This window comes from Methylobacterium sp. A54F (assembly GCF_053346035.1).
The window spans coordinates 79,051-103,620 of the sequence record NZ_JBKFBF010000008.1; the positions used below are offsets into that span (position 1 = coordinate 79,051).

The 24,570-nt window shown below is 72.2% G+C and carries 30 protein-coding genes, 1 tRNA gene and 1 other RNA gene; 23 read left to right on the forward strand and 9 right to left on the reverse strand.

Going from position 1 to position 24,570, the window contains the following annotated elements; all coding sequences use genetic code 11:
- Positions 1 to 49: 49 nt before the first annotated feature.
- The 5 genes from ACLBXP_RS14625 to acnA all read right to left on the reverse strand — a co-directional run bounded on the left by ACLBXP_RS14625 (position 50) and on the right by acnA (position 4,894).
- Positions 50 to 655 (reverse strand): DsbE family thiol:disulfide interchange protein, encoded by a 606-nt coding sequence (locus tag ACLBXP_RS14625; RefSeq protein ID WP_447668453.1) that lies wholly within the window; start codon positions 653 to 655, stop codon positions 50 to 52.
- Positions 652 to 819 (reverse strand): heme exporter protein CcmD, encoded by a 168-nt coding sequence (gene ccmD / locus ACLBXP_RS14630; RefSeq protein ID WP_447668454.1) that lies wholly within the window; start codon positions 817 to 819, stop codon positions 652 to 654. The genes ACLBXP_RS14625 and ccmD overlap by 4 nt, the downstream gene beginning before the upstream one ends.
- 7 nt (positions 820 to 826) lie before the next feature.
- Positions 827 to 1,627, reverse strand: coding sequence for a heme ABC transporter permease (locus tag ACLBXP_RS14635; protein ID WP_447668455.1), 801 nt, complete (start codon positions 1,625 to 1,627; stop codon positions 827 to 829).
- Between the two features lie 204 nt (positions 1,628 to 1,831).
- A complete protein-coding gene (locus ACLBXP_RS14640) occupies positions 1,832 to 2,020 on the reverse strand; it encodes a DUF1508 domain-containing protein (RefSeq protein WP_447668456.1) in 189 nt (62 codons plus the stop codon).
- 174 nt (positions 2,021 to 2,194) lie between these two features.
- Positions 2,195 to 4,894: an aconitate hydratase AcnA gene (acnA, locus tag ACLBXP_RS14645; protein ID WP_447668457.1), complete on the reverse strand. Its 2,700-nt coding sequence runs from the start codon at positions 4,892 to 4,894 to the stop codon at positions 2,195 to 2,197.
- Between the two features lie 305 nt (positions 4,895 to 5,199).
- Here acnA and relB point away from each other — a divergent pair, with 305 nt between their 5' ends.
- The 6 genes from relB (at position 5,200) to ACLBXP_RS14675 (ending at position 8,507) form a co-directional block, all read left to right on the forward strand.
- Positions 5,200 to 5,424 (forward strand): type II toxin-antitoxin system RelB family antitoxin, encoded by a 225-nt coding sequence (gene relB, locus ACLBXP_RS14650; protein ID WP_447668458.1) that lies wholly within the window; start codon positions 5,200 to 5,202, stop codon positions 5,422 to 5,424.
- Positions 5,408 to 5,677, forward strand: coding sequence for a type II toxin-antitoxin system RelE family toxin (locus ACLBXP_RS14655; RefSeq protein WP_447668459.1), 270 nt, complete (start codon positions 5,408 to 5,410; stop codon positions 5,675 to 5,677). Before relB ends, ACLBXP_RS14655 begins: the two co-directional genes overlap by 17 nt.
- 128 nt (positions 5,678 to 5,805) lie before the next feature.
- Positions 5,806 to 6,423: a heme ABC exporter ATP-binding protein CcmA gene (gene ccmA, locus ACLBXP_RS14660; protein WP_447668460.1), complete on the forward strand. Its 618-nt coding sequence runs from the start codon at positions 5,806 to 5,808 to the stop codon at positions 6,421 to 6,423.
- Complete coding sequence (gene ccmB, locus ACLBXP_RS14665; protein ID WP_447668461.1) at positions 6,420 to 7,088, forward strand: heme exporter protein CcmB; 669 nt, start codon at positions 6,420 to 6,422, stop codon at positions 7,086 to 7,088. The genes ccmA and ccmB overlap by 4 nt, the downstream gene beginning before the upstream one ends.
- A 153-nt stretch (positions 7,089 to 7,241) precedes the next feature.
- Entirely contained in the window at positions 7,242 to 7,604 is a 363-nt protein-coding gene (locus ACLBXP_RS14670) for a DUF4189 domain-containing protein (RefSeq protein WP_447668462.1), read from the forward strand.
- 171 nt (positions 7,605 to 7,775) lie between these two features.
- Positions 7,776 to 8,507, forward strand: coding sequence for a metal ABC transporter permease (locus ACLBXP_RS14675; RefSeq protein WP_447668463.1), 732 nt, complete (start codon positions 7,776 to 7,778; stop codon positions 8,505 to 8,507).
- A 63-nt stretch (positions 8,508 to 8,570) separates the two neighbouring features.
- Here ACLBXP_RS14675 and ACLBXP_RS14680 read toward each other — a convergent pair whose 3' ends face one another.
- Positions 8,571 to 9,707: an AI-2E family transporter gene (locus ACLBXP_RS14680; RefSeq protein WP_447668464.1), complete on the reverse strand. Its 1,137-nt coding sequence runs from the start codon at positions 9,705 to 9,707 to the stop codon at positions 8,571 to 8,573.
- 270 nt (positions 9,708 to 9,977) lie between these two features.
- Between ACLBXP_RS14680 and ACLBXP_RS14685 the strand changes: the two genes are divergently transcribed.
- The 12 genes from ACLBXP_RS14685 to ACLBXP_RS14740 all read left to right on the forward strand — a co-directional run bounded on the left by ACLBXP_RS14685 (position 9,978) and on the right by ACLBXP_RS14740 (position 18,703).
- Positions 9,978 to 10,295 carry an acyl carrier protein gene (locus ACLBXP_RS14685; RefSeq protein WP_447668465.1) on the forward strand — a complete coding sequence of 106 codons (318 nt, stop codon included), beginning with the start codon at positions 9,978 to 9,980 and terminating at the stop codon, positions 10,293 to 10,295.
- Positions 10,296 to 10,317: 22 nt separating this feature from the next.
- A complete protein-coding gene (locus ACLBXP_RS14690; protein ID WP_447668466.1) occupies positions 10,318 to 10,785 on the forward strand; it encodes a 3-hydroxyacyl-ACP dehydratase FabZ family protein in 468 nt (155 codons plus the stop codon).
- Positions 10,782 to 11,915: a beta-ketoacyl-ACP synthase gene (locus ACLBXP_RS14695; RefSeq protein ID WP_447668467.1), complete on the forward strand. Its 1,134-nt coding sequence runs from the start codon at positions 10,782 to 10,784 to the stop codon at positions 11,913 to 11,915. Before ACLBXP_RS14690 ends, ACLBXP_RS14695 begins: the two co-directional genes overlap by 4 nt.
- Positions 11,916 to 12,009: 94 nt before the next feature.
- A complete protein-coding gene (locus tag ACLBXP_RS14700; RefSeq protein WP_447668468.1) occupies positions 12,010 to 12,558 on the forward strand; it encodes a formaldehyde-activating enzyme in 549 nt (182 codons plus the stop codon).
- Positions 12,559 to 12,626: 68 nt separating this feature from the next.
- Positions 12,627 to 13,907, forward strand: coding sequence for a beta-ketoacyl-ACP synthase (locus ACLBXP_RS14705; protein WP_447668469.1), 1,281 nt, complete (start codon positions 12,627 to 12,629; stop codon positions 13,905 to 13,907).
- Positions 13,904 to 14,653, forward strand: a complete 750-nt coding sequence (locus tag ACLBXP_RS14710) for an SDR family oxidoreductase (RefSeq protein ID WP_447668470.1) — start codon at positions 13,904 to 13,906, stop codon at positions 14,651 to 14,653. The genes ACLBXP_RS14705 and ACLBXP_RS14710 overlap by 4 nt, the downstream gene beginning before the upstream one ends.
- Before the next feature lie 42 nt (positions 14,654 to 14,695).
- Positions 14,696 to 14,989 carry an SH3 domain-containing protein gene (locus ACLBXP_RS14715; protein ID WP_447668471.1) on the forward strand — a complete coding sequence of 98 codons (294 nt, stop codon included), beginning with the start codon at positions 14,696 to 14,698 and terminating at the stop codon, positions 14,987 to 14,989.
- Between the two features lie 53 nt (positions 14,990 to 15,042).
- Entirely contained in the window at positions 15,043 to 15,396 is a 354-nt protein-coding gene (locus ACLBXP_RS14720) for a hypothetical protein (protein ID WP_447668472.1), read from the forward strand.
- Complete coding sequence (locus ACLBXP_RS14725) at positions 15,383 to 15,778, forward strand: type II toxin-antitoxin system PemK/MazF family toxin (RefSeq protein ID WP_447668473.1); 396 nt, start codon at positions 15,383 to 15,385, stop codon at positions 15,776 to 15,778. The genes ACLBXP_RS14720 and ACLBXP_RS14725 overlap by 14 nt, the downstream gene beginning before the upstream one ends.
- Positions 15,778 to 16,800 (forward strand): zinc-binding dehydrogenase, encoded by a 1,023-nt coding sequence (locus ACLBXP_RS14730; RefSeq protein ID WP_447668637.1) that lies wholly within the window; start codon positions 15,778 to 15,780, stop codon positions 16,798 to 16,800. The genes ACLBXP_RS14725 and ACLBXP_RS14730 overlap by 1 nt, the downstream gene beginning before the upstream one ends.
- 120 nt (positions 16,801 to 16,920) lie before the next feature.
- Positions 16,921 to 17,922, forward strand: a complete 1,002-nt coding sequence (locus ACLBXP_RS14735; protein ID WP_447668474.1) for a lipid A biosynthesis lauroyl acyltransferase — start codon at positions 16,921 to 16,923, stop codon at positions 17,920 to 17,922.
- Between the two features lie 7 nt (positions 17,923 to 17,929).
- On the forward strand, positions 17,930 to 18,703 hold the full coding sequence (locus ACLBXP_RS14740) for a DUF1223 domain-containing protein (RefSeq protein WP_447668475.1): 774 nt from the start codon (positions 17,930 to 17,932) through the stop codon (positions 18,701 to 18,703).
- A 22-nt stretch (positions 18,704 to 18,725) separates the two neighbouring features.
- Here ACLBXP_RS14740 and ACLBXP_RS14745 read toward each other — a convergent pair whose 3' ends face one another.
- From ACLBXP_RS14745 to ACLBXP_RS14755, 3 genes are all read right to left on the reverse strand, one after another.
- A complete protein-coding gene (locus ACLBXP_RS14745) occupies positions 18,726 to 19,985 on the reverse strand; it encodes an aminopeptidase (protein ID WP_447668476.1) in 1,260 nt (419 codons plus the stop codon).
- A 63-nt stretch (positions 19,986 to 20,048) separates the two neighbouring features.
- On the reverse strand, positions 20,049 to 20,342 hold the full coding sequence (locus ACLBXP_RS14750; protein ID WP_447668477.1) for a DUF2218 domain-containing protein: 294 nt from the start codon (positions 20,340 to 20,342) through the stop codon (positions 20,049 to 20,051).
- 287 nt (positions 20,343 to 20,629) lie between these two features.
- Positions 20,630 to 22,072 carry an FAD-binding oxidoreductase gene (locus ACLBXP_RS14755; protein ID WP_447668478.1) on the reverse strand — a complete coding sequence of 481 codons (1,443 nt, stop codon included), beginning with the start codon at positions 22,070 to 22,072 and terminating at the stop codon, positions 20,630 to 20,632.
- A gap of 132 nt (positions 22,073 to 22,204) precedes the next feature.
- Between ACLBXP_RS14755 and ACLBXP_RS14760 the strand changes: the two genes are divergently transcribed.
- The 5 genes from ACLBXP_RS14760 (at position 22,205) to ssrA (ending at position 24,382) form a co-directional block, all read left to right on the forward strand.
- Positions 22,205 to 22,903 carry a fumarylacetoacetate hydrolase family protein gene (locus ACLBXP_RS14760; RefSeq protein ID WP_447668479.1) on the forward strand — a complete coding sequence of 233 codons (699 nt, stop codon included), beginning with the start codon at positions 22,205 to 22,207 and terminating at the stop codon, positions 22,901 to 22,903.
- Positions 22,904 to 22,910: 7 nt separating this feature from the next.
- On the forward strand, positions 22,911 to 23,381 hold the full coding sequence (locus ACLBXP_RS14765; RefSeq protein WP_447668480.1) for an NUDIX domain-containing protein: 471 nt from the start codon (positions 22,911 to 22,913) through the stop codon (positions 23,379 to 23,381).
- A 127-nt stretch (positions 23,382 to 23,508) separates the two neighbouring features.
- Positions 23,509 to 23,583 (forward strand) — tRNA-Gly (locus ACLBXP_RS14770).
- A gap of 196 nt (positions 23,584 to 23,779) precedes the next feature.
- Positions 23,780 to 24,007: a hypothetical protein gene (locus ACLBXP_RS14775; protein WP_447668481.1), complete on the forward strand. Its 228-nt coding sequence runs from the start codon at positions 23,780 to 23,782 to the stop codon at positions 24,005 to 24,007.
- A 202-nt stretch (positions 24,008 to 24,209) separates the two neighbouring features.
- Positions 24,210 to 24,382, forward strand: a transfer-messenger RNA (tmRNA) gene (ssrA, locus tag ACLBXP_RS14780).
- Positions 24,383 to 24,570: the final 188 nt, after the last annotated feature.

The window sequence follows — 24,570 nt, forward strand, 5'->3', positions numbered from 1 at the left end:
GCCCGAGGCTGACCCTGCCCGAAGGGATCGGGCCGGGCGCGACGCGGCCTCAGCGCGCGGCGGCGACCTTGCCGGCGGCGCGGATCTTGGCCAGCACGCTGCCGAGGTTCTCCGGCGTTACGATGCCCACGAGCTTGTCGCGGATCACGCCGTCCGGCCCGACGATGAAGGTCTCGGGCACGCCGTAGACGCCGAAATCGATGCCGACGCGGCCGCTCTCGTCGAGGCCGACCGCCGAGAAGGGTACGCCGTTGCGGGCGAGGAAGCGCCGCCCGTTCTCGGGCGCGTCCTTGTAGTCGATGCCGACGAGCCGGATCCCGGGCTCGCGGGCGAGCCGCATCAGCATCGGATGCTCGATCTGGCAGGGGGCGCACCAGGAGGCCCAGACGTTCACGACGGTGACGGCGCCCTTGAGATCGTCGCTCGACAGGCCCGGGACGGGCCGGCCGTCCGGCCCGGTGAGGCCCGGCACCGCGCCGAGCCGGAACTCGGGCACCGGCCGGCCGATCAGCGCCGAGGGGATCGCGGCCGGGTCCGCCCCCGAGCGCAGGCGCAGGAAGAAGATCCCGGCGAGCGCCGCGAAGGCGAGGAGCGGCACGATCAGGAGGAGGGAGCGCCGCACCGGCTCGGGGCTGGCCTGCTGCGGAGCGCTCACCGGTCGCGCTCCGCGCCGCCCTGAAGGTCCGCCAGCGCGCGCTTCTGGGCCCGCTGGTCGCGGACGGCGTTCAGGATGAACCCGCCCATCACCAGGGCCGTGAAGGCGTAGGCGCCCAGGATGAAGCCGGCATGCGGCCCGAGGTCCGGCAATCCGAGGGTCATGGCGGGCTCAGAGCGCTTGACCGAGGGGGAGGGCGGCGCCGGGTCCCGGTGCGAGCCCGGTGGCGCCCGCGTCGAGGCGTTCGGCCTCGCGGATCGTCAGGGTGCGGACCCGGCGGCGCAGGATCTCGGTGCGCATGGCGTAGAGGTGGAGCGTCACGCCGAGGAGCGTCGCGGCGGCGATCATCACGAGGAGCGGGTAGAGCATCGAGGGATCGATCGTCGAGCCGCCCATCCGCAGGATCGAGGCCGGCTGGTGCAGCGTCGACCACCAGTTCACCGAGAACTTGATGATCGGCAGGTTCACGGCGCCGACGAGGGTGAGGATCGCCACCGCCCGGGCCGCCCGGTTCGGGTCCTCCATGGTGCGCCAGAGGGCGATGATGCCGCAGTAGATCAGCAGCAGCACCAGCATGGAGGTGAGGCGCGCGTCCCAGACCCAGTAGGTGCCCCACATGGGCTTGCCCCAGAGCGAGCCGGTGACGAGGCAGATCAGGGTGAAGGCCGCCCCGATCGGCGCCGCGGCGCGTTGGGCGACGTCCGCGAGGGGATGCCGCCAGACAAGGGTGCCGATCGCCGAGAGCGACATGGCGCCGTAGAAGAACACGCCGAGCCAGGCGGCCGGGACGTGGATGAACATGATCCGCACGGTCTCGCCCTGCTGGTAGTCGGGCGGGGCCACGAACCAGGTCAGGTACTGGCCGACCGCCAGCAGCAGGGCCGACAACCCGGCGAGCCAGGGCAGCGCGGTCCCCGACCAGCGCATGAAGCGTCCGGGATTGGCCAGATTCGTGAAAAGGCGCGTCCACATGCCTGCCGCTTTAGCGCGGGGTGCGGTGCAGCAGCAATGCGGCGCGTCGGTCCGCCAGGGGAAGGGGCATCGGGATGGTGGGGATGCCCGGAGATCCGCGTGGCCGACGACACATGCGGCCAACCTAGGGTTATTCGAACCGCTCGCGTCCCTGCCAGCGGCGAGGGACGCGAGCATGACGGCATGCGAGAACCGATCCCATGCTCAAACTGTATAAACAGGATCGTTCGTCGAGTTCTTGTTAAGCTTGATCCCGTGATTGCAGTCGCTCTGCGCGACATAGCTTTCACTACTGCGAGAGATTGCCTCACCATTCTTCGCGTAGTAGACCCAATACCAGTGGCCTTTGCTATCTCGCGTCATCTTATAGCAAGGGTAAGTCACATCAGCCATGTGGTGAACCTCATGTGTCCGGGTCGATGGGCGACGCGGATCCAGCGAACAAGCCAACTCTAGGTCAGCTTGGCAGAGGTTGTATCGACGGGTTCGACCTTCAAGGGCAACCTGAGATAAAAAAGGCCCCCTCCCTGTCGGGAGAGGGCCCGCAACGGGTGCCGCCCGGGGCTGTCAGGCCGCGAGCGAGCGCAGCACGTAGGGCAGGATGCCGCCGTTGCGGAAGTATTCGAGCTCGTCGAGGGTGTCGATCCGGCAGGTGAGCGGGACTTCCTGCCGCGTGCCGTCCGCCGACGTGATCTCGGCGATCAGGGTCTGGCGCGGCTTCAGCTCGCCCGCGAGGCCCCGGATCGTCACGGTCTCGTCGCCCTTGAGGCCGAGGGAGGCCCAGCTCGTCTCCCCCTGGAAGACCAGCGGCACCACGCCCATGCCCACGAGGTTCGAGCGGTGGATGCGCTCGAAGCTCTCGGCGACCACGGCGCGGACGCCGAGGAGCTTGGTGCCCTTGGCCGCCCAGTCGCGGGACGAGCCGGTGCCGTACTCCTTGCCGGCGAAGACGACGAGGGGCGTGCCGGCCTCGGCGTAGCGCTGCGCGGCGTCGTAGATGTACATCCGCTCGCCTGAGGGCTGGAACAGGGTCCAGCCGCCCTCGACCACGTTGCCGCCCTCGTCCCGCACCATCTGGTTCTTGATGCGGATGTTGGCGAAGGTGCCCCGCATCATCACCTCGTGGTTGCCGCGGCGCGTGCCGTACTGGTTGAAGTCCTGCACGCGCACCTGGTGCTCCTGCAGGTAGGCGCCCGCCGGCGAGGCCGCCCGGATGTTGCCGGCCGGCGAGATGTGGTCCGTCGTGATCGAGTCGAGGAACAGGCCGAGGATGCGCGCGTCCGCGATGTCGGTGACGGGCGCCGGCGTCTTCTCCATGCCAACGAAGTAGGGCGGGTTCTGCACGTAGGTGGAGCCGGGGTTCCAGGCGAAGGTCTCGGCCTCCTCGACCGCGACGCCCCGCCAGTTCTCGTCGCCCCCGAACACGTCGGCGTAGCGGCTCTTGAACAGCGCCGAGGTGATGTTCCGCTCGATGAAGGCGCTCACCTCCGCCGAGGAGGGCCAGATGTCGGCGAGGTAGACGGGCTTGCCGTCGGCGCCCTGGCCCAGCGGATCCTTGGTGAGGTCGACCTGGAGCGAGCCCGCGAGCGCGTAGGCCACCACCAGGGGCGGGGAGGCGAGGTAGTTCGCCCGCACGTCGGGGTTCACGCGGCCCTCGAAGTTGCGGTTGCCCGAGAGCACGGCCGCGGCCACCACGTCGTTGTCGTTGATGGCCTTGGAGATCGGCGCCGGCAGCGGGCCGGAATTGCCGATGCAGGTGGTGCAGCCGAAGCCGACGAGGTTGAAGCCCAGCGCGTCGAGGCTCTCCTGCAGGCCGGCCTTGTCGAGGTACTCGGCCACCACTTGGCTGCCCGGGGCCAGCGAGGTCTTCACCCACGGCTTGGTGGTGAGGCCCTTGGCCACCGCGTTGCGGGCGAGGAGCCCCGCGCCGATCATCACGGAGGGGTTCGAGGTGTTGGTGCAGCTCGTGATCGCCGCGATCACCACGTCCCCGTGGCCGATGTCGAAGTTGGTGCCCTCGACCGCGTAGCGGCTCGCGATGTCGGCGGCCTTGCGGAACTCCCGCTCCATGGCGTCGGCGAAGCCGGCCTTGGCGCCGTCGAGGAGCACCCGGTCCTGCGGGCGCTTCGGGCCGGCGAGCGAGGGGCGCACGTCGCCCATGTCGAGGGCGAGCGTGTCGGTGAAGACGGGGTCCGGCGTGTCGGCGTCGCGCCACATGCCCTGCGCCTTGGCGTAGGCCTCCACCAGCGCGATGCGCTCGTCGGAGCGGCCCGTCACCTTGAGGAAGTCGATGGTCTTGCGGTCGACGGGGAAGAAGCCGCAGGTGGCGCCGTACTCGGGGGCCATGTTGGAGATCGTGGCGCGGTCGGCCACCGCCATGTCGTCGAGGCCGGGGCCGTAGAACTCCACGAACTTGCCGACGACGCCCTTCTTGCGCAGCATCTGCGTGACGGTGAGCACGAGGTCGGTGGCGGTGGTGCCCTCGGGCAGCTTGCCCGACAGCTTGAAGCCGACGACCTCGGGGATCAGCATCGAGAGCGGCTGGCCGAGCATCGCGGCCTCGGCCTCGATGCCGCCGACGCCCCAGCCCAGCACCGCGAGGCCGTTGACCATGGTGGTGTGCGAGTCGGTGCCGACGAGGCTGTCCGGATAGGCCACGTCCGAGCCGTCCTCGGACTTCGTCCAGACGGTCTGCGACAGGTATTCGAGGTTGACCTGATGGCAGATGCCGGTGCCCGGGGGCACCACCGAGAAGTTGCGGAACGCCGTCTGGCCCCACTTCAGGAAGGTGTAGCGCTCGCCGTTGCGCTCGTATTCGAGGGCGACGTTCTCGCCGAGCGCCTTCGGGGTGCCGAACTCGTCGACGATCACGGAGTGGTCGATCACGAGATCGACGGGCACCAGCGGGTTGATCTTCTGCGGGTCGCCGCCCAGCGCCACCATGGCGTCGCGCATGGCCGCGAGGTCGACGACGGCCGGCACGCCCGTGAAGTCCTGCATCAGCACGCGGGCGGGGCGGAAGGCGATCTCGGTCTCCGTCTTGCCCTGGTTGCCGAGCCAGGCCACCGCAGCCTCGATGTCCGCGCGCTTGACCGAGCGGTCGTCCTCGTAGCGCAGCAGGTTCTCGAGCAGCACCTTCATGGAGAAGGGCAGCGCGGTGGCGTCGGCCAGGCCGTTCTTCACGGCTTCCGGAATGGAGTAGTAGGTGTAGGTCTTGCCCCCCGCGTCGAGCGTCTGGCGGGCCTTGAAGCTGTCGAGCGATGCCACGGCTAGTCTGATCCTCGCTGGCGTTTGTCGAACACGCGCAGGCATAACCTGCGCCACGAATCGTGTGTTCGGCCGGATGCGCTCCCGTCGGGAGCACGCGCCGCTCCGGGGGTGCCCGGACGGATGTTGCGCGAGGGCGAATTGGACGCCCGAGGAATCGCGCGGCGCAGCCTGGGGGCGTCTATAGAACGTTTCGAATCTGCCCGCTACGGTACGGGGTGACACGGGCGGGCGGCTGTCGGGTGGAGAAATCCGGACCCCGCTGCCCATCCGGCCCGGACACGACGCGCCCCGCGGAGACGCCCATGCTCACCGTCGACCTGCCCCCCGAGATCGAACGCCACCTCGATGCGCTCGCGGCGCGGTCCGGCCGGACCCGGGACGCCTACGTGCGCGACGCGATCCTGGAGCACGTGCAGGATCGCGTCGATGCGGAGGAGGCGGAGGCTCGCCTCGCGGCGCTGAAGCGGGGCGAGAGCGGGACCCTGCCGTTGTCGGACCTGATCGACCGGTATGGCCTGGCGGATTGAGGTCGCCCGCGCGGCCGAGCGCGACCTCGCCAAGCTCGATCGGCAAGCGGCCGAGCGGGTGATCCGCTTCCTGAGGGACCGGCTTGCGCCCCTCCCCGACCCGCGGTCCGTCGGCGAGGCACTGAGAGGCGCGAGGCTCGGCGCCTTCTGGAAATACCGCGTCGGCGACCTGCGCATCATCGCGTCGATCGAGGACGAGGCCGTCCGCATCCTCGTGGTCAAGGTCGGCCACCGGCGGGAGATCTACCGCTGAGGTGCCGGGCGGGGACGCGTGACGGAGGGTCCTCGCCTCCGGCCGCAAGCCGTGCGATGAGGCTCGCGACCCGATCGGGTCGGGCGTAGCCCTGCCGCCGGCTCGCGCCTCTCCTCGCCCCGGGTGCCATGAACCTGACCGTCGACAACCTCGCCGCCCGCCGCGCCGGGCGCCGGATCTTCTCGGGCCTGTCCTTCGCGCTCGGCCCGGGCGAGGCCCTGATGGTCACCGGCCGCAACGGGGCCGGCAAGTCGACGCTGCTGGCGATCCTCGCAGGGCGCCTGCGGCCCGATGCCGGCGCGATCCGGGTCGCGGGCGTCGGCGAGGCGAGCCTGCCCGAGTGCCTGCACGGGATCGGACACCGCGACGGCCTGAAGGCCGCGCTGACGGCCGAGGAGAACCTCGCCTTCGCCCGCGACCTCCTCGGCGCCCCGCGCCTGACGCCCCGCGAGGCGCTCGCCCGCCTCGGGCTCGCCCACGCGCTGAAGCTGCCGGTGGCCTATCTCTCGGCCGGTCAGCGGCGGCGGGTGGCGCTGGCGCGCCTCCTCGTCTGCCGCCGGCCGCTCTGGCTCCTCGACGAGCCGACGGCGGCCCTCGACCTCGCCTCGCAGGGGCTGCTCGCCGCCCTGATGGCCGAGCACCGGGCCGAGGGCGGCCTCGTCGTGGCCGCGACCCACCAGGCCCTCGGGCTCGCGGATGCCCGCGAGCTGCGCATCGGCGCGGACCGGCCGGAGGCCGCGCGATGATCCGCGGCTTCGCGGCGCTCGTTCGGCGAGACCTCGCGCTCGCCGCCCGGGTGGGGGGCTCGGGCAGCCTCTCCCTGGTCTTCTTCCTGATGATCGTGGCGCTCGTGCCCTTCGCGCTCGGGCCCGACCTCAACCTCCTGTCCCGGATCGGCCCGGCCATCCTGTGGCTCGCCGCGGTGCTCGCCACGCTGATCGGCCTCGACCGCCTGTTCCAGGCGGACGAGGAGGACGGCTCCCTCGACCTGATGACCGGGGCGCCCGCGCCCCTGGAGCTCGTGGTGCTCGCCAAGGTGCTGGCCCATTGGCTGACCACCGGCCTGCCGCTGGCGCTCGCCTCCCCGCTGTTCGGCCTCCTCGTCGCCCTCGACGGCACCGCCATGGCGGCCACCGCGCTGACGCTCCTCGTCGGCACCCCGGCGCTGACCTTCGTGGGCGCGGTGGGCGCGGCGCTCACGGCCTCCATCCGCCGCGGCGGCCTGATCCTCGCCGTGCTGGTCCTGCCCCTGATGATCCCGACCCTGATCTTCGGGGTCTCGGCCGCCCAGTCGGCACTCGGCGGCACGGTGCCGCTCGCGACGCCCCTCGCGATCCTGGCGGCGCTCAGCCTCATCGCCGCGGTGATCGGCACCTTCGCGTCGGCCGCGGCCCTGCGCTGGGCCGAGTAACACCGGACCGGGCAGCGGCGGGCCGGGACGCCGGGGCAAGACATTTGAACGCCTGGGCGATGGCTCTCCGACCTATCCTAGGACAGGATGCCGCACGCGCGGTGAAGCCGGGGCCCTGAACCGCCGGTGCGCGCCACGATCGGGGGATTTTCCATGAAGTTCATCGCAGCCGCACTGCTCGCGGCATGTCTCGGCTCGTCCACTCTCGGCTCGTCCACGGCCCTGGCGGCCGGCGCCTTCGCGGTCGACACGGAGCGCGGCCAGGCCGCGGGCGACGAGGGGTACGGCATCGGCTGGGGCGACACGCGGGAGGAGGCCGGCGCGGCCGCCCTCCGCGAGTGCCGGAAGGTCGGCAACAACGGCTGCAAGGTGGTGGCCCGCTTCGACAGCTGCGGCGCCTACGTCTCGAACCGCACGAGCTACGGCGTCGGCTGGGGCCGCACCGAGGGCGCTGCCAAGCAGATGGCGTTCGACCAGTGCCCGAACTGCAAGCTCGTGCTCTCCGAGTGCGAGTGAGGCCCGCCTGAGGGACGGCCGGGCCGCGTTCGGCCCGGCCGTCCCTCAACCTTGCCCTGCCGGAACCTCCCGCATCACGCAAACAAAGTGGCACGGCAATCAATTGCGTCAAATCTTGTCGATGAGGAACATCGCCCCATCTCGGGGGCACCCCAACCCGGGAGACGAGACATGAAGCGCATCACCACCGCCGCCCTCGCGGGCCTTCTGGCCCTGACCACCGGAGCGATGGCCGCTCCCGAGCTTCAGCGCGTGCGCGGCACGATCGAGAGCGCCGACGCCGGCGGGATCACCGTGAAGACCCAGGACGGCAAGAGCGAGACCATCGCCACGGACGGCGCCAAGTACGCCTGGGTGGTGCCCTCGAGCCTCGACCAGATCAAGGACGGCGTCTTCATCGGCACCGCCACCAAGGGCGAGAACCCGATGACGGCCCTCGAGGTGGTGCTGTTCCCCGAGTCGATGCGCGGCACCGGCGAGGGCAACTACGCCTGGGACGCCATCACGGACCACACCGCCGGCGGTGACGCCAAGGTGAAGAGCGCGATGACCAACGGCACCGTCGAGGGCGGCGCGCCGAAGGTGAAGAGTGCCATGACGAACGGCACGGTGGAGAGCACTGGCACGGGCGGCGCTCCCAAGGTGAAGAGCGCGATGACCAACGGCACCGTCGAGAAGTCCGGCGCGGCGGACGGCGCCAAGACCCTTAAGGTCACCTACAACAAGGATCAGTCGAAGCAGATCGTGGTGCCGCCGAACGCCCCGATCGTCGCCTTCGAGCCGGCCGACCAGGCGATCGCCAAGCCCGGCTCCAAGGTCTTCATCATCGCCGCCAAGGACGGCGGGAAGCTCGGGGCGAAGTTCGTCGCGGTGGGCAAGGACGGCCTGACCCCGCCGATGTGATCCGGATCGATTGAAAAGGAAAAGGGGCGCCCGCGGGGCGCCCCTTCGCGTTCCGGGCCCTCCTTAGGCGATGGGCCGGGCCTGCGCCCCTTGCGTGAACTCGCGCCAGAGGAGGACCAGGGCGGCCATGACGGCCGGGCCGAGGAACAGGCCGAGCAGCCCGAAGGTCTCGACGCCGCCGAGGATGCCGAGGAGCACCCACAGGAACGGGAGCTGCGTCGTCCCGCCGATCAGCGCCGGCCGCACGAAGTGGTCGGCCACGAAGGTCACGACGAAGCCCGCCGCGATCACGACGATCGCGGCGACCGCCGCGCCGTTGGCGAAGAGCAGGAGCCCCGCGAGCCCGAAGGCGACGGGCGCCCCGAACGGGATCATCGCCGCGACCGCCGTGAAGGCGCCGAACAGGACCGGGTGCGGGACGCCGGCGAAGAAGTAGACGATGCCGAGGAGCACGCCCTCGCCGAGGCCGACGAGGACGAGGCCGTCCACGGTGCCGTGCACCGAGGCGACCATCTGGCGGGCCACCCGCTCGCCCCGGGGCCCGAACAGCCGGTCGCAGGCGGTGAGCACCTGGGCGGCCACCGCGCGCCCGTCGCGGAACAGGAAGAACAGGGCGACGAGGCTGAAGCCGAACAGCACGGCCCGGTGCACCACCTCGCGCCCGAGGTTGCGCGACAGGCCGAGCACCGAGCCGTTGTCGAGGCGGCGCACGAGCTCCGAGCCGGCCTCCGGGTGGCCGAGCGTCTGGTTCCACCAGTCGGTCGCCTGCGCCGCGCCGAAGGGCAGGTGCTGCAGGGCCTCGGGCGCCGGGATCCCGTTCGCCTCGGCGCTGCGCACGAAGCCCAGCACCTCGTGCGCCTCCCGCGCCGCCTGCACGCCGAGGAGCACGAGCGGCGCGAGGAACACGAGGGCGACGAGGAGGGTGGCCAGGAGCGGCAGAAGAATGTTGTGCGGGCCCGGCGGGAAGCGCCGCTCGACGCGGGCGTAGAGCGGCCCCAGGGCGATGGCGAGGATCACCGCCCAGGCGAGCGCCGGCAGGAAGCCGTGCAGGATCCACAGGCCGAGGGCGGCGAGCGCCAGCACCAGGGTGACCCGGGCGATGCCCTGCGAGGGGGCGGCCCCGGGGGGTGCTCCGGGGGCCGCCGGGTCTCGGGGCAGCCCTCTGGTCGGCTCCCGGCCCGGGCGCGGTGTCGCGGTCATGAAGGCATCTCTCGACTGGCCTCTCGCCGGCGGCCCGGCCCCTGGCGGGACGGGTGCGGCGCGCGCTGATGTAGGGCGTCCCGGTGCACCGCGGAATGCCCGCGCGGGCCGCGGTTGCCGGGCCTCACCCCCTCGTGTAGAGGTCGCCGCCAGAGATCAGGACCATGGACGGGACGCCCGCCCGGCGCCGCCGTGGCTTTGTGCGTGGCGCGGGACTCGCGGGGGCGGGGGGACGTGCCCGGCGGACACCCCGAGAGACGGCGAGAACGAATGTCTGACCAGGCCAAGACGAGCACTGTCGCTTCGAGCACCTTCGACCGGGTTGCCGACATCATCGCGGACACCGCCGACATCCCGCGGGACACGATCACCCCCGAGAGCCACGCCATCGACGACCTCGGCATCGACAGCCTCGCCTTCCTGGACATCGCGTTCGCGGTCGACAAGGCCTTCGGGATCAAGCTGCCGCTGGAGCGCTGGACCCAGGAGGTCAACGAGGGCAAGGTCCCGGCCGAGGAGTACTTCGTCCTGAAGAACCTCTGCGCGCGGATCGACGCGCTGGTGGCCGAGAAGGCCGCCAAGGCCTGACGGCCGGGACGCGGGACAGCCCATGCGCCTCGAATACTTCGAGATGATCGACGAGGTGGTGCGGCTCGACCGCGCCGCGGGGCGGATCGAGGCGCTGGCCCGGGTGCCGCTCGCCAGCCCGGTCTTCGAGGGCCACTTCCCCGGCCACCCCCTGGTGCCGGGCGTGCTGCTCACAGAGACGATGGCGCAGGCCTCCGGCTATCTCGTGCTGGCCCATCTCGACTTCGCCCAGATGCCGTTCCTGATGGGCGTCGACAAGGCGCGCTTCCGCTCCTTCGTGGGCCCGGGCGCCGAGCTCGCCGTCGAGGCGAGCCTGGAGCACGACGGCTCCGGCTACGCGGTGACGAAGGCCGCGATCCGCCACGCCGGCAAGGCGCTGTGCGACGCCGAGCTCCGCTTCCGCACCATGCCGTTCCCGGCGGGCCTCGACGCGCCGATGCGCGAGCGCGCCGAGCGGATCGGCCTCCTGCGCGCGGGAGCGGCCGCGTGAGGGACGTCGTCGTCACCGGGATCGGCCTCGTCTCCTGCGCGGGCGAGGGGGTGCAGGCCCATCTCGACGCGCTCGCCGGGGGGGAGCCGCCCCGGACGGACGCGGCGACCTTCGCGCCCTATCCCGTTCACCCCGCCCCGGCGCTCGCCCTCGACGGTCAGATCCCGAAGAAGTCGGACCAGCGCCAGATGGAGGCGTGGCAGCGCCTCGGCGTCTACGCGGCCGGCCTCGCCCTCGACGCGGCCGGCGTGAAGGGGGATGCCGCCTTCAAGGCCGCCCTCCATCTCGTGGTGGCGGCCGGCGGCGGCGAGCGCGACTACGCGGTGGACGGCGCGATCCTCACCGGCCTGCGCGAGGCCCGGGACGCGGGCGCCTACCTCAACGAGCGCCTGCAGAACGACCTGCGCCCGACCCTGTTCCTCGCCCAGCTCTCGAACCTGCTCGCCGGCAACATCGCCATCGTGCACGGCGTCACGGGGGCCTCGCGCACCTTCATGGGCGAGGAGGCGGCCGGCACCGACGCGCTGCGCATCGCCCAGGCCCGCATCGCCGCGGGCCAGGTGGAGGCGATGCTGGTCGGCGGCTCCTACAGCGCCGAGCGGCCGGACGTGCTGGTGATCCACGAGATGGGCGGCTACCTCGCCAGGCCCGACTTCCGCCCCGTCTTCGCGCGGGGGGAGGGTGAGGAGGCTGGCTTCATCCTCGGCAGCTGCGCGGCCTTCCTGGTCCTGGAGGCCGCCGAGGCGGCCCGGGCCCGCGGCGCCCGGGCGCTCGCCCGGATCGCGCCGGTGGCGAGCGACCGCACCCGGCGCGAGGCCGGCAGCGTGGAGACGAGCCTCGCCCGGCTCTGGACCGAGGCCGGAATCTCGGGCCCTGCCGCCATCCTCTCCGGCGCCACCGGCTGCGCGGGGATCACCGCCGAGGAGGCCGCGGCGCTCGCCCGCCTGGCTCCGGACGTGCCGCTGACGGCGCTGGGCGACGTCGCCGGACACGGGCTCGAGGTCGCAAGCCCCCTCGGCACCGCCCTCGCCGCGGCCCTGGTGGCCGAGCGGGGCCTGCCGGAGGTCGCCGTCACCGCGGTCGGCCATCGCCGCGGCGAGGGCCTCGTGCGGGTGCTCGCCGCGGCCTGAGCCCCCGCGGCGCCGGGGTGGACCCGCGCCCGCGAACGTGTGAGACACCCCCGCCCGGCCAGCCAACAGGACAGCCCAGTCAACAGGACAGCCCATGAGCGAACGCATCATCCTCCGCGCCGGCGAGGCCCTCGTCGCGGGCGGCCCGCCGAACACCGCCTCCGAGCCCGAGGTGATCATCGGCGAGCTCGACGGGCCGGTCGGCACGGCGCTGGCGACGCTCACGGGCGATCAGGTGGTCGGCCACAGCCGCGTCTTCGCGCTCCTGAACACCGACATCATGGTGCGGCCGGTGACGTTGTGCGTGTCCAAGGTCAGCGTGACCGAGAGCAAGTACACCTCGATCCTGATGGGCACCGTCCAGTTCGCCATCGCCAACGGCGTCCTCGACGCCGTGCGGGCAGGCTACATCCCCAAGGAGCGGGCCAACGACCTCGGCATCATCTGCTCGGTCTGGCTCAGCCCCGGCGTGATCCAGGCCGAGACGGTCGACCACAAGGCGCTGTTCGAGATCCAGCGCAAGGGCATGACCGAGGCGATCCGCAAGGCGATGACCAACGAGCCCTCGATCGACTGGCTCCTGGAGAACCAGGACACCATCGTGCACAAGTACTATCAGATGGGTCTCGACGGGAAGATCTGAGGTCGGCGCCCGCGGCCCGTGCGGATCGGGACTGGAAACGCCGGGCCGACAGCCTCTAAGACGATGCCATGACAGCACCCTCCCACCGCGACGCCCGGGGGCGCCCGCTCGTCGCCGTCACCGGCATCGGCCTCGTCACCTCGCTCGGGCGGGGGCAGGCCGAGAACTGGGCGGCGCTGACCGCGGGACGCTCGGGGATCCACGCCATCCGGCGCTTTCCCACCGAGGGCCTGCGGACCCGCATCGCCGGAACCGTCGACTTCCTCGACACCGACCCGCTCGTGGCGCCGCTCCTTTCGCAGCGCTTCGCGGAGACCGCGGCCGAGGAGGCGGTGGCGCAGGCGGGCATCGGCCGGCCGGGCGACTTCCCCGGCGCCCTGTTCATCGCGGTGCCGCCCGTCGAGATGGAGTGGCCGCAGCGGCAGGCGCTGGCCGAGGCCGGCGCCGGGGACGAGGCGGTGACCTACGCGGGCCTGCAGCGGGCTGCCGCGACCCGCCGCTTCGACGCTTGGCACGACCTCTTCATCTTCGGCACCGTGGCCGATCGCATCGCCGACCGCTTCGGCACCCGCGGCTCGCCGATCTCGCTCTCCACCGCCTGCTCGTCCGGCGCCACCGCGATCCAGCTCGGCGTGGAGGCGATCCGCCGCGGCGAGGTGACGGCGGCGCTGTGCATCGGCACGGACGGATCGGTGAACCCGGAATCGCTGATCCGCTTCTCCCTGCTCTCGGCGCTCTCGACCCAGAACGATCCACCGGAGGCCGCCTCGAAGCCGTTCTCGAAGAACCGGGACGGCTTCGTGATGGGCGAGGGCGCCGCCGCCCTGGTGCTGGAGGATGCCGAGGCCGCCCGGGCCCGGGGCGCACCGATCCTCGGCTACGTGCTCGGCTGCGGCGAGAAGGGCGACGGCTTCCACCGCACGCGATCGAGCCCGGACGGGGCACCGATCATCGCGGCGATCCGAGCGGCCCTTGACGATGCCGGCGTCGGGCCGGAGGGGATCGACACCGTCAACGCCCATGGCACCTCGACCCCTGAGAACGACAAGATGGAGGCGCTGGGCCTCACCGCCGTGTTCGGCGAGCGCATGGGCACGGTGCCGATCTCGTCGAACAAGTCGATGATCGGCCACACGCTGACGGCGGCGGGCGCCATCGAGGCCGCGGTCTCGCTCCTGACGATCCGGCACGGGCGCATCCCGCCGACCATCAACTATGCGGTGCCGGACCCCGCCATTCCCCTCGACGTGGTGACCGAGGCGCGCGACGCGCCGGTCGCCCGCGTCCTGTCGAACTCCTTCGGCTTCGGCGGCCAGAACACCTGCCTGGTGCTCGGGGCGGAGCCGTGAGGCGCGTCCTCGTCACCGGCGGCGCGGGCGGCCTCGGCGCCGCGACCGTCCGCGCGTTGGCGGCGGCCGGTCACGGGGTCGACTTCACGTACAGGAGTTCCGGCGCGGCGGCCGAGGCGCTGCTCGCGGAGCTGCGCGCGGCACACCCGGAGGGCGTGTTCGCGGCCCATGCCGTCGATCTCGCCGACCGCGCCGCCCTCGACGCCTTCTGCGAGGCGGCCGGGGAGGCGGGCTATTCCGGCTACGTCCACAATGCCGGCCAGAGCGCGGACGCGCTCGCCGCCATGCTCGATCAGGAGCGGGCCGAGGCCGCCATGCAGGTGAACTTCTGGTCGCTGACCCGGATCGCCAAGGCCCTGGTGCGCGGCATGATCCGGGGGCGGGACGGGCGCATCGTGGCGATCGGCTCGGTGGCGGCGCTGCGGGCCAACCCCGGCAACGCCGCCTACGCGGCCAGCAAGGGGGCGCTGATCGCCTATTGCCGAACGCTCGCCATCGAGACGGCGAAGCGCGGCGTCACCGTCAACGTGGTGGCGCCGGGCTTCATCGACACCGCCATGATGGCGCCCTACGCCGCCCACCGCGCGACGATGGAGCGCCAGATCCCGGCCGGGCGCTTCGCGGCGCCCGAGGAGGTCGCGGGGCTCGTGCGCTTCCTGATGGAACCGGCGGCGGGCTACATCACCGGCGCGGTCCTGCCCGTCGACGGCGGGCTGACCGCGATGATGGGCGTGCACCGCGCCTGACGGCCCCGAGTCTCAAGACGATCCCGCCATGTTGATCCCGACATGTTGATCCCGCTCCGCCGCGCGGCCTGCCTGCTCCCCGCCTGCCTCCTCCTGGCGGCGCCCGCCCGGGCCGAGCCCGAGCCGTTCCGGGTCGACGGGCTGCCCCGCGGCGAGGCCCTCTCGATCCGCGAAGCGCCCGATCCGGCCGCCCCGACCGTCGGCGAGATCCCGGTCGGCCGCCGCCTCCTCGGCTTCGGCTGCACCAACGACACCCCGAGCCGCACCACCTGGTGCCGCGTCAGGTTCGGCCGCACGGTGGGCTGGGCGCGGCGGCGCTACCTCGCGCCGGAGTGACCAAGATTGAAGGCAGGACGGTGCCTGAGTAAGAATCGGCCGGAGGCTGTGTGATGGCGACGATGATCATCCGCGACGACGTGGTTTGGGCACGCCACATCGAGGGCGACCCTGAACTGGCTCGCCGGATCCGTGCGCTTCCGGCCGACGATGCGATCGTGCTGCGCATCGACGGGCAGCCGGTCCGGTTCCGCAAGATGCGCAACGGGCGCGACGGGCGGCCCACGGACGGAGTGAAGCCGGACCCTGCCTTTTCCGAGTTCTGGAAAGCGATCCTGAGCCGCCGCGGTGCGATGATCACGGTGGAGGCCGAGGCGGGATCAGCCGACCCCTACCTCCTGTCGCTGTCCGCGACGCTGAGCGAGTGGAACAGCCCCGAGGACGCGGCGGCCTATGACGGGTTATGAGCGCTTCGATGTCCTGACGGCCCTGTTTCCCTTTCTGGATCTTCCCCAACGCAAGCCGCGTCCGATCCTCGTCCTGTCGACGGGAGCCTTCAACGCCATGCACGGCCACCTGATCGCGGCGATGATCACGACGGGGGCGGGAAGTCACTGGCCGAGCGACTACGCGATCACCGACTTGGCAGCGGCGGGACTGCAGCACCGGTCCGTCATCCGCTGGAAGGTCTTCACCCTGGCATTCGGCGGGATCGGCCGGCGGATCGGCCACCTGTCCGACATCGACGGGCACGCGGTGCGTGCGCGTCTGGACGGCATCCTGTACGGAGCCCCCGAGCCGGTCGATCCGCTCGGCCCGCACGCCTCGACGCAATCGGAATCACGATGATGCAAGCCCTCCAGCTCTTCGGCGACCGCGACCTGCGCCTGACCGAGGTCGAGGCGGCGCCGGCGCCCGGGCCCGGGGAGGTCCGGATCCGGGTGCGGGCCGTCGGCCTGAACTTCATCGACGTCTGGGGCTTCCGCGGCATGGCCTTCGCCAAGCGCCGGCTCCCGCTCACCGTGGGCGCCGAGGCGGCCGGCGAGATCGCCGAGGTGGGGGCGGGGGTCGAGGGATTCGCGCCCGGCGACCCCGTCGCGATGTACGGCGCGCAGACCTGCGGGCATTGCCGGGCCTGCCGGGAGGGCCGCGACAACCTCTGCGAGGACGTCTCCGGCGTCATGGGCTTCCACATCGACGGCTTCGCCCGCGAGTTCGTCACCATGCCGGCCCGCCTCGTCGTGCGGGTGCCGGCCGGGGTGAGCCACACGGACGCGGCCTGCGCGCCGATCGCCTTCGGCACCGTCCAGCACATGCTGTTCGACAACGCGCGGCTTGAGCCCGGCGAGAGCATCCTCGTCCATGCCGGCGGCTCGGGGATCGGCACCGCGGCGATCAAGATGGCCCGCGCGCTCGGCTGCACGGTCTTCACGACGGTGGGCGACGACGCGAAGGGCGCGAAGGCGGCCGAGCTCGGCGCCGACCACGTCATCAACTACCGCACCGAGCGGTTCGAGGGCGAGGTGCGGCGGCTGACGAAGCGGAAGGGCGTCGACGTGGTGTTCGAGCACGTCGGCCCCGACACCTGGAACGGCTCGCTGCTCTGCCTGAAGCGGGGCGGGCGCCTGGTCACCTGCGGCTCGACGTCTGGCGTCTCGACCACCATGAACCTGATGCAGCTGTTCCAGCAGCAGTACCGCATCACCGGCTCGTTCGGCTGCTCGATCCGCAACATCCGGGACTCGCTCGCCAAGATGGCCGAGGGCCTCACCCCGGTGGTCGACACGGTCTATCCCCTCGCGGCCTTCGGGGACGGGCTGGAGCGGCTCGAATCCCGCAAGGTATTCGGCAAGATCCTCGTCACGCTCTGATCGCTCCCCGCAAGCTCTTCCCGCGCGGGCGCCGGTGCAACGGCTTGTCCGAACGCGCGCCGGCATGGTCTAAGGCCTGACCGACCGGGGCCTCGGTCGGCCCTATCCCAAGGTTGCCCGTTGCTGCGCCTCGCTCTCCTCCTGAAGCGGACCTTGCCGCGGCTCGCGGGCCTCGCGATGATTCCGCTGATCCGCCTGCTGTTCTGGCTGGCGCGGAGCCTCGGGCCGGAGCGGGCGAGCGATCTCGGCGGCCGGCTCCTCCGGATCGTCGGACCGCGCCTGCCGGCCCACCGCACGGCCCTCGCCAACCTGCGCGCGGCCTTTCCGGAGCGCGACGGCGCCTGGGCCGAGGCCACGGCCCGCGAGGCCTGGGACAATCTCGGCCGCACGGGCGCCGAATACGCCCATCTCGCCACGCTCTTCGACTACGACCCGGCGGTGGCCGAGACGCAGCGCATGGCGGTCTCGGGGATCGACCACTTCTACGCCCTGCGCGACGACGGGGCGCCGGGGCTCGTCTTCGCGGCCCACCTCGCGAACTGGGAGCTGCCGGCGATCTGCGCGGCGAAGTTCGGGCTCGAGACCACGGCGGTGTTCCGGGCGCCCAACAACCCGGCCGCCGCCCGCCTCGTCCAGGAGGTGCGGCGCGAAACCATGGGGGGCTTGGCCGCCGCCGGGCCCGGCGCGGCCTTCGCCATGCAGGGGGTCGTGGAGCGAGGAGGCCACCTCGGCCAGCTCATCGACCAGCACTTCACCCGGGGCGTGGTGGTGGAGTTCTTCGGGCAGCCCTGCCTCGTCAACCCGCTGCTGGGCAAGCTCGCCCGGCATCACGACTGCCCGGTCCACGGCGCCCGCGTGGTGCGCCGGCCGGGCGTCCGCTTCACCCTGGAGCTGACGCCGCCCCTCGACCTGCCGCGCGACGCCGAGGGCCTCGTCGACGTGCAGGGGGCGATGCAGGCGATGACGCGGGTCGTCGAGGGCTGGGTGCGGGAGAACCCGGGCCAGTGGCTCTGGATGCACCGGCGCTGGCGCCCGGCGATGCTGCCGAAGGCCCGGGTGCCGGCGCCCGGCGCGGGCTCTCAAGCCAACGTGACTTCCCAGGCGCGGGCAGGCGCGCTCTGATGGGTCGATGACGGGCGATCGTCGAACCTGCGCACGCCTCACGGTCTGCCTCGCGGCCGGCCTCGCGCTTTCCGCCGGCCAGGGCCGCGCAGCCGAGCCTGCGCGGGCCGGCGAGCCCGTGCGGGCGGTGATCGAGCTGTTCACGAGCCAGGGCTGCGCGGTCTGCCGTCCGGCCGATCAGGTGATCGGGGACCTCGCCCGGCGCCCGGACGTGCTCGCCCTGACCCTGCCCGTCACCTATTGGGACTACCTCGGCTGGAAGGACACCCTGGCTCAGCCGCCCTTCACCGAGCGCCAGCGCGCCTACGCGAGCCTGAAGGGGGCGCGGCAGATCTTCACCCCCCAGGTGATCGTCAACGGCGGCGCCTCGGCGGTCGGCTCGGACCGGGGCGCCCTGGAGCGCCTGATGCGCGAGGGGGGCACGGGCGGCCCCCTGCCGGTGAGCGTGCGGTGCGAGGAGCGCGGCGACCGCATCGTCGTGGATGTCGGGGCGGAGGCCGGGGGCGGCCCGGCCAAGGGGGAGGTCTGGCTGGTGCCGGTGCTGCGCAACCGCCCGGTCTCGATCGAGCGGGGCGAGAACAAGGGCCGGGTCGCGATCTACGTCAACGTGGTGCGCGGCCTGCACCGCCTCGGCGCCTGGGCGGGCCAGGCCGCGCATTTCGAGGTTCCGGCGAGCACCGCGCAGGTCGCCGAGGCCGACAGCTACGTGATCATGCTCCAGGGCAGCGCCAACGGCCGCCCGGGCCGCATCCTCGGCGCGGCCAAGGGGCCGCGCCTCTAGGAAAGGCCGGGGCGCCGCGCCCTCAGACCCACTCGCCCGCCCGCATGACCGGGACCACCGTGCCGTCGGCCGCGAGCCCGTCGACGTCGACCGCGCCCGAGCCGATCATCCAGTCGATGTGGATGAGGCTGCGGTTGGCGCCCCGGGCGGCGAGGTCGTCTGGCCCGAAATCCCGGCCGCCGTTGCGGAAGCACTTGGCATAGGACTGCCCGAGGGCGATGTGGCTCGCGGCGTTCTCGTCGTACAGGGTGTTGTAGAACAGGAGCCCCGAGGCCGAGATCGCCGAGGAGGCCGGCACCAGGGCGACCTCGCCGAGGCGGCGCGCGCCCTCGTCCGTGTCGAGCACCTTGGCGAGGACGTCGCCGCCCGTGCGCGCCGCCGCCTCGACGATGCGGCCTTCCTCGAACCGCACCCGGATGCCGTCGATCAGCGTGCCCTGATAGGACAGGGGCTTCGTACTCACGACGTGGCCCTCCACCCGCGCCCGGTGCGGCGTGGTGAAGACCTCCTCGGTGGGAATGTTGGCGTTGCAGGTGATGCCGGTGCGGGAGGTGGCCGCGCCGCCGGCCCATTCGTGGTCGTCCGCGAGGCCGACGGTCAGGTCCGTATCCGGCCCCCGGAAGCGGATCGCGGCGAAGCGCCGCCCGTTCAGGATATCGCGGCGCGCATGCAGGCCCGCGTTGTGGGCGCCCCACTCGGCGATCGGATCCGGCCCGTTCACCCGCGAGGCCGCGAACACCGCCTCCCAGAGGCGGGCCAGCGCCTCCTCCTCGGGCAGGTCGGGGAAGACCGTGCGGGCCCAGGGCCGGGTCGCCGCCGAGACGATGGTCCAGTTGGTGGCGAAGTTGGCGATCAGCTCCAGCGCCGGCACGTAGGCCTTCGAGCGCGCCTGGTTGGCCCGCGAGACCTTGGCGGGATCCTGGCCGGCGAGCAGCGAGGGATCGTCGCCGCTGATGGCGAGGCGGGCCGCACCGTTCCGGTAGGCCTCCGCCATGCCGGCATAGAGCCAGCCGGCCGCGGCGTCGAAGGCCTCGTCCGGCGCGTGGGCGAAGCGGGCGAGCGTCGCCGCGTCGTCGCCGTAGAAGGTCGTGACCAGAGAAGCGCCGGCCCGGTAGGCCTGCTCGGTGATCGCCCGGGCGAGCGGCACTGTCTCCAGCGGGGCGGTCAGGACCAGCTCCTGCCCGGGCTGCAGGTTCAGTCCGACCCGGACCGCGACCTCAGCGAGCCGCTCCAGGCGCTCGGCGAAGGGCAGGGCCGCCGCCGGCTTCGTGTGCACCGTCATCTCGTCACCTCGCACCGCCTCGTTCCGGGGGATCGCCCCAAGATCGTCAGGCGGGCGGATGAATCAAGCGGCGCGCGACCAGGTGATCTCGCCGAGGTTCTCCCGGAAGGCGAAGCGCGCGAGGTGGTCGGAGACCACGTTCTCGAGGCGGGTCAGGCCGGCGGGATCGGGCGTGGCGATGCGCATCAGCAGGGCGTCGGGCTCGGCGTCGAAGGTGCAGACCCGGTTCTCGCCGAACGGCACGGTGCCGTGCTCGGGGGTCGCCTCCACGGCGAACTTGTGGCTCCAGTGTCGGCAGAGCTGCTGCAGGTAGCGGCTGGCCTCGGCGGTCTGCACACGGGCCTGGGAGGTCGGCATTCTCGTCTCCTACGCTCAGAGCGGTTCGCGGATCGGCCGGCGGGGCGTGCGCTGCATCATGAAGCGGACCCTAACACTCCGCCGAGAGCCGTTAAGGCTCCGATAATGCGAACGCCGTGCCGTCCCGTCCGGTCGCGTCCCCGGGATCGTGGGCCGCACCCTGGACCGGCCTTGCAGCCGTTTCATGGCGCGGTGCGAGCGTCCATCCTGCCCCGTCTTTGTGCGACGCACAATAGGTCGCCCGCAAGTCGGATTGCGGGTCCGTCGCGACGCTCCGGGCCCTCCGCTCAGGGCAGGGCCGGCGGTGCATCCGCCGACAGGGCGATCACCTTGCCGGGGTTGAGGATGTCGGCCGGGTCGAGGGCCGCCTTGAGGCGGCGCATGAGGTCGAGGGCGACCGGGTCGCCGTAGCGCTGCAGCTCGTCGCGCTTGATCAGCCCCACCCCGTGCTCGGCCGCGATGGAGCCGTCGAGCTCGGCCACGATGTCGTGGACGATCCGGTTGAAGCGGCCCCAGGCGGCCAGGAACGCGGCGCGGTCCATGCCCACGGGCTGGCTCAGGTTGAAGTGGACGTTGCCGTCGCCGAAATGGCCGAAGGCGCAGACGCGCAGGCCCGGCATGGCGGCCTCGCAGGCGGCCGTGGCCCGCTCCAGGAAATCGGGCAGTCGCGAGAGCGGCACCGAGACGTCGTGCTTGATCGAGCCGCCCTCGTGCTTCTGGGCCTCCGGCAGGCTCTCGCGCAGGCGCCACAGCGCGCGGTTCTGGGCCTCGCTGCGGGCGACCACGGCATCCTCGGCGGTGCCCTCGGCGAGCGCCGCCCCGAGGGCCGCCTCCAGGGCCTCGGCCATGTCGGCGCCGGTCCGGGCCGAGGAGAACTCGACGAGGGCGTAGGCGGCGTGGTCGCCCGCGAGCGGCCGGACCGTGCCGGGGGTGTGGCGCAGCACCGTCTCGAGGCCGAAGCGCGGCAGCACCTCGAAGGCGGTGAGCCCCGGGCCGGCCTCCCGGCGGAGTGCCCCGAACAGGGCGAGCGCCGCCCGCGCGTCGGCGAGGCCCACGAAGCCCACCGCCTGCGAGACCGGCAGCGGGAAGAGCTTGAGGACCGCCGCCGTGATGATGCCGAGGGTGCCCTCCGAGCCGACGAAGAGGTTCTTCAGGTCGTAGCCGGCGTTGTTCTTGCGCAGGCCCTTCAGGCCGTTCCAGACCCGTCCGTCGGCCAGCACCACCTCGAGCCCGAGCACGAGGTCGCGGGCGTTGCCGTAGGCGAGCACGTTGGTGCCGCCCGCGTTCGTCGCGAGGTTGCCGCCGATCCGCGCCGAGCCCTCGGCCGCGTAGGCGAGGGGAAACAGCATCCCGGCCGCGCGGGCCGCCGCCTGGACCTCCGCCAGGATGGCGCCGGCCTCCACCGTGATCGTGGCGTTGAACGGGTCGAGGGCCCGCACGGCGGTCATCCGCGCGAGGGAGAGCACTACGCCGCCCTGGGGCACGCCGCCGCCGACGAGGCCGGTGTTGCCCCCCTGCGCCACGACGGGGACGCCCGCCGCAGCGCAGGCCTCCACCGCGAAGGCGACCTCGGCGGTCGAGCCCGGGCGCAGCACGGCGCGGGCGCGGCCTTGATAGAGGCCGCGGGACTCGACGAGGTAGGGCGCGAGGTCGGCCTCGGCCTGCAGCACGTTGGCGGGGCCGAGGCGCGCGCCGAGCCGGGTCAGCAGGGAGTCGGAGGCTTCGGTCATGGCTCGGGATCCGGGACGGCGCGCGCGACGCCGACGCTTTCAGGGCGCGCGATGGCGCCTAGATTAGCGGAGCGACGGACGCCTTGCAGGGGCGCGGCACCGTCCCCCCGAACGAGGTCGAAGAGGCCACTTATGCTCTCCGTCATCCAGAACCCGCCGCGCACGGCGCTCCCGATCGTCGGCAGCGCGGACCTGTTCCCGGTGCGCCGCGTCTACTGCGTCGGGCGCAACTACGCCGCCCATGCCCGGGAGATGGGCAACGACCCGGACCGCGAGCCGCCGTTCTTCTTCATGAAGCCCGCCGACGCCCTGCAGATCGTGGAGGGGACCGAGCCCGTCGAGCACCCCTATCCGCCGCGCACCGAGAACTACCACTTCGAGGTCGAGCTGGTGGCGGCCCTCGGGCGCGGTGGCCGCGACATCCCCGCCGAGAGCGCCCTCGACCACGTCTACGGCTACGCGATCGGCCTCGACATGACCCGGCGCGACCTCCAGGAGGAGGCGAAGGGCCTGCGCCGCCCCTGGGACCTCGGCAAGGCCGCGGATGCCTCCGGCCCGATCGGCCCGCTCCATCCCGCGTCGGCGCTCGGACACCCGGCCCGCGGCGCCATCACCCTGTCGGTCGACGGGGAAGTGCGCCAGTCCGGCGACCTGTCCGAGATGATCTGGTCCGTGTCCGAGCAGGTGTCCTACCTGTCTGCCTACTTCGAGTTGCAGCCCGGCGACCTGATCTTCACCGGCACGCCCTCCGGCGTCGGGCCGGTGCGGCGCGGCCAGACCATGGAGGCCGCGGTGGCGGGCCTCGGCGCGATCCGCCTCGCGGTGGTCTGACGCGCCGATGATCCTCGACCGGCCACTGTTCCGGCGCCTGTTCCACCTCGGTGCCCTCGCGACGCGGGGCATGACCCTCGGCGTGCGCGGGGCCGCCTTCGATGCGCAGGGCCGCGTCTGCCTCGTGCAGCACACCTACATCAGCGGCTGGCACCTGCCCGGGGGCGGCGTCGAGACCGGCGAGACCGCCCGCGCCGCCATGCTGCGCGAGTTCCGCGAGGAGGCGGCGATCGTGCCGGACCCGTCGGTGCCGCTGCGCCTGCACGGGTTCTACCGCAACCTCGCGGCGGCCGGGCGGGACCACGTGGCGCTCTACGTCGCCCCGGCCATCGCGGCCGGATCCCGCAAGGCCCCCGACCGCGAGATCGCGGCCTGCGCGTTCTTCCCCCCGGACGCCCTGCCGGAGGGAACGACCCGGGCCACCCGCGAGCGCCTGCGCGAGATCCGCGAGGGGCTGCCGGCCGCCGAGCTGTGGTGACCCGCGAATCCGATGCCGGCTCGAAAAACCTTCGCCCCGGGCGCTTGCCAGGGCCGGCGAGATGGTGTTTAGAGAGCGCCGTCCGGGGCCGCCGGGGCCGAGAGCCGCCAGCGGCACCGCCGAGAGAGCGGGTGTAGCTCAGGGGTAGAGCACAACCTTGCCAAGGTTGGGGTCGAGGGTTCGAATCCCTTCGCCCGCTCCAATTTTCCCAACCGACCGAATGACTCAAAGGCCGCCTCCGGGCGGCCTTAGTCGTTTGGGGTCGGGTGCGGGATCGCGGTGGAACCGCGAGCGACGACGGTCCGAGCGGCGGCATGCCGCGGGCGCGCGAGACGTCGCGCGCGACTTGGGGTCGGGACGCGAAGAGGCACGCGCCGGTCAGCCCGGCCCAGGCAGGCATGATCCGCATCATCAAGCACATCATCGTGGAGCCGACCTCCGACCGGGCGGCGCGCATCACCCGCATCGAGGCCGCCGTGACGGCCGCCTTCCCCGACGCGACGACCGAGATCGTCCCGGGGCTGCTCGACGATGACCTCGTGATCGAGGTGCGACTGCCGCTGCGAGACCTTGAGGCGTGGTCCGCGGCGCGCCGGCAATGGGGCGATTTCGGCGCGGCCGACTAGGCTCGGCCTCGGTGCTGCGGCCGCGAACGGATCCCCGCGCGGCGCCCCCTGGCAGGCTCACCCCGACAGCCACGCCGAGGTCGTGCGGCTATTCCGCGGCGCCGGCCCCGAACCGGCCGTCCGCGCTCGCCGATCCGCACCTGCTCCCGCTGGACTGGACCTCGGATCCTGAAATCGCTAGGATCCAGGCACGGTTGATGACCGGTTCGTAATAACGTTTCAGGACCCGGGGGCAGTGCCCGGCGCCTCCACCAAGAACACCTTGCCCCGGATACCGCACGGGGGTCAGGGCAAACGGCCGTCGTTGCGAGCCGTGCGCTGCCAGGGTGTTCCTGATGGGGGCGAAACAGGATCGACTGGACGGTAAAGGCTCCGCGAGTTTGATCTTGCCTCGGCAAGGTACAATGCGACTTTGAGGTAGGTACTCCTCGTCTGACGCGAGCGAACCTCGTTTCGGGCAATAGGGCCAAAAACTAAATGCCAACGATAACGTTGTCATGGATGCCCGCCTCGCGGCGTAAGCATCTTGCGGCAGGGTAGCCGTAGAAACAGAACCCGGGGCT

Coding starts and splice junctions, on each gene's coding strand:
- ccmD (WP_447668454.1), bottom strand. CDS start 819: ATGACCCTCGGATTGCCGGACCTCGGGCCGCATGCCGGCTTCATCCTG.
- ACLBXP_RS14635 (WP_447668455.1), bottom strand. CDS start 1,627: ATGTGGACGCGCCTTTTCACGAATCTGGCCAATCCCGGACGCTTCATG.
- ACLBXP_RS14640 (WP_447668456.1), bottom strand. CDS start 2,020: ATGGCTGATGTGACTTACCCTTGCTATAAGATGACGCGAGATAGCAAA.
- relB (WP_447668458.1), top strand. CDS start 5,200: ATGCTCACCGTCGACCTGCCCCCCGAGATCGAACGCCACCTCGATGCG.
- ACLBXP_RS14655 (WP_447668459.1), top strand. CDS start 5,408: ATGGCCTGGCGGATTGAGGTCGCCCGCGCGGCCGAGCGCGACCTCGCC.
- ccmA (WP_447668460.1), top strand. CDS start 5,806: ATGAACCTGACCGTCGACAACCTCGCCGCCCGCCGCGCCGGGCGCCGG.
- ccmB (WP_447668461.1), top strand. CDS start 6,420: ATGATCCGCGGCTTCGCGGCGCTCGTTCGGCGAGACCTCGCGCTCGCC.
- ACLBXP_RS14670 (WP_447668462.1), top strand. CDS start 7,242: ATGAAGTTCATCGCAGCCGCACTGCTCGCGGCATGTCTCGGCTCGTCC.
- ACLBXP_RS14675 (WP_447668463.1), top strand. CDS start 7,776: ATGAAGCGCATCACCACCGCCGCCCTCGCGGGCCTTCTGGCCCTGACC.
- ACLBXP_RS14680 (WP_447668464.1), bottom strand. CDS start 9,707: ATGACCGCGACACCGCGCCCGGGCCGGGAGCCGACCAGAGGGCTGCCC.
- ACLBXP_RS14685 (WP_447668465.1), top strand. CDS start 9,978: ATGTCTGACCAGGCCAAGACGAGCACTGTCGCTTCGAGCACCTTCGAC.
- ACLBXP_RS14690 (WP_447668466.1), top strand. CDS start 10,318: ATGCGCCTCGAATACTTCGAGATGATCGACGAGGTGGTGCGGCTCGAC.
- ACLBXP_RS14700 (WP_447668468.1), top strand. CDS start 12,010: ATGAGCGAACGCATCATCCTCCGCGCCGGCGAGGCCCTCGTCGCGGGC.
- ACLBXP_RS14705 (WP_447668469.1), top strand. CDS start 12,627: ATGACAGCACCCTCCCACCGCGACGCCCGGGGGCGCCCGCTCGTCGCC.
- ACLBXP_RS14715 (WP_447668471.1), top strand. CDS start 14,696: ATGTTGATCCCGCTCCGCCGCGCGGCCTGCCTGCTCCCCGCCTGCCTC.
- ACLBXP_RS14720 (WP_447668472.1), top strand. CDS start 15,043: ATGGCGACGATGATCATCCGCGACGACGTGGTTTGGGCACGCCACATC.
- ACLBXP_RS14725 (WP_447668473.1), top strand. CDS start 15,383: ATGACGGGTTATGAGCGCTTCGATGTCCTGACGGCCCTGTTTCCCTTT.
- ACLBXP_RS14730 (WP_447668637.1), top strand. CDS start 15,778: ATGCAAGCCCTCCAGCTCTTCGGCGACCGCGACCTGCGCCTGACCGAG.
- ACLBXP_RS14740 (WP_447668475.1), top strand. CDS start 17,930: ATGACGGGCGATCGTCGAACCTGCGCACGCCTCACGGTCTGCCTCGCG.
- ACLBXP_RS14745 (WP_447668476.1), bottom strand. CDS start 19,985: ATGACGGTGCACACGAAGCCGGCGGCGGCCCTGCCCTTCGCCGAGCGC.
- ACLBXP_RS14750 (WP_447668477.1), bottom strand. CDS start 20,342: ATGCCGACCTCCCAGGCCCGTGTGCAGACCGCCGAGGCCAGCCGCTAC.
- ACLBXP_RS14755 (WP_447668478.1), bottom strand. CDS start 22,072: ATGACCGAAGCCTCCGACTCCCTGCTGACCCGGCTCGGCGCGCGCCTC.
- ACLBXP_RS14760 (WP_447668479.1), top strand. CDS start 22,205: ATGCTCTCCGTCATCCAGAACCCGCCGCGCACGGCGCTCCCGATCGTC.
- ACLBXP_RS14765 (WP_447668480.1), top strand. CDS start 22,911: ATGATCCTCGACCGGCCACTGTTCCGGCGCCTGTTCCACCTCGGTGCC.
- ACLBXP_RS14775 (WP_447668481.1), top strand. CDS start 23,780: ATGATCCGCATCATCAAGCACATCATCGTGGAGCCGACCTCCGACCGG.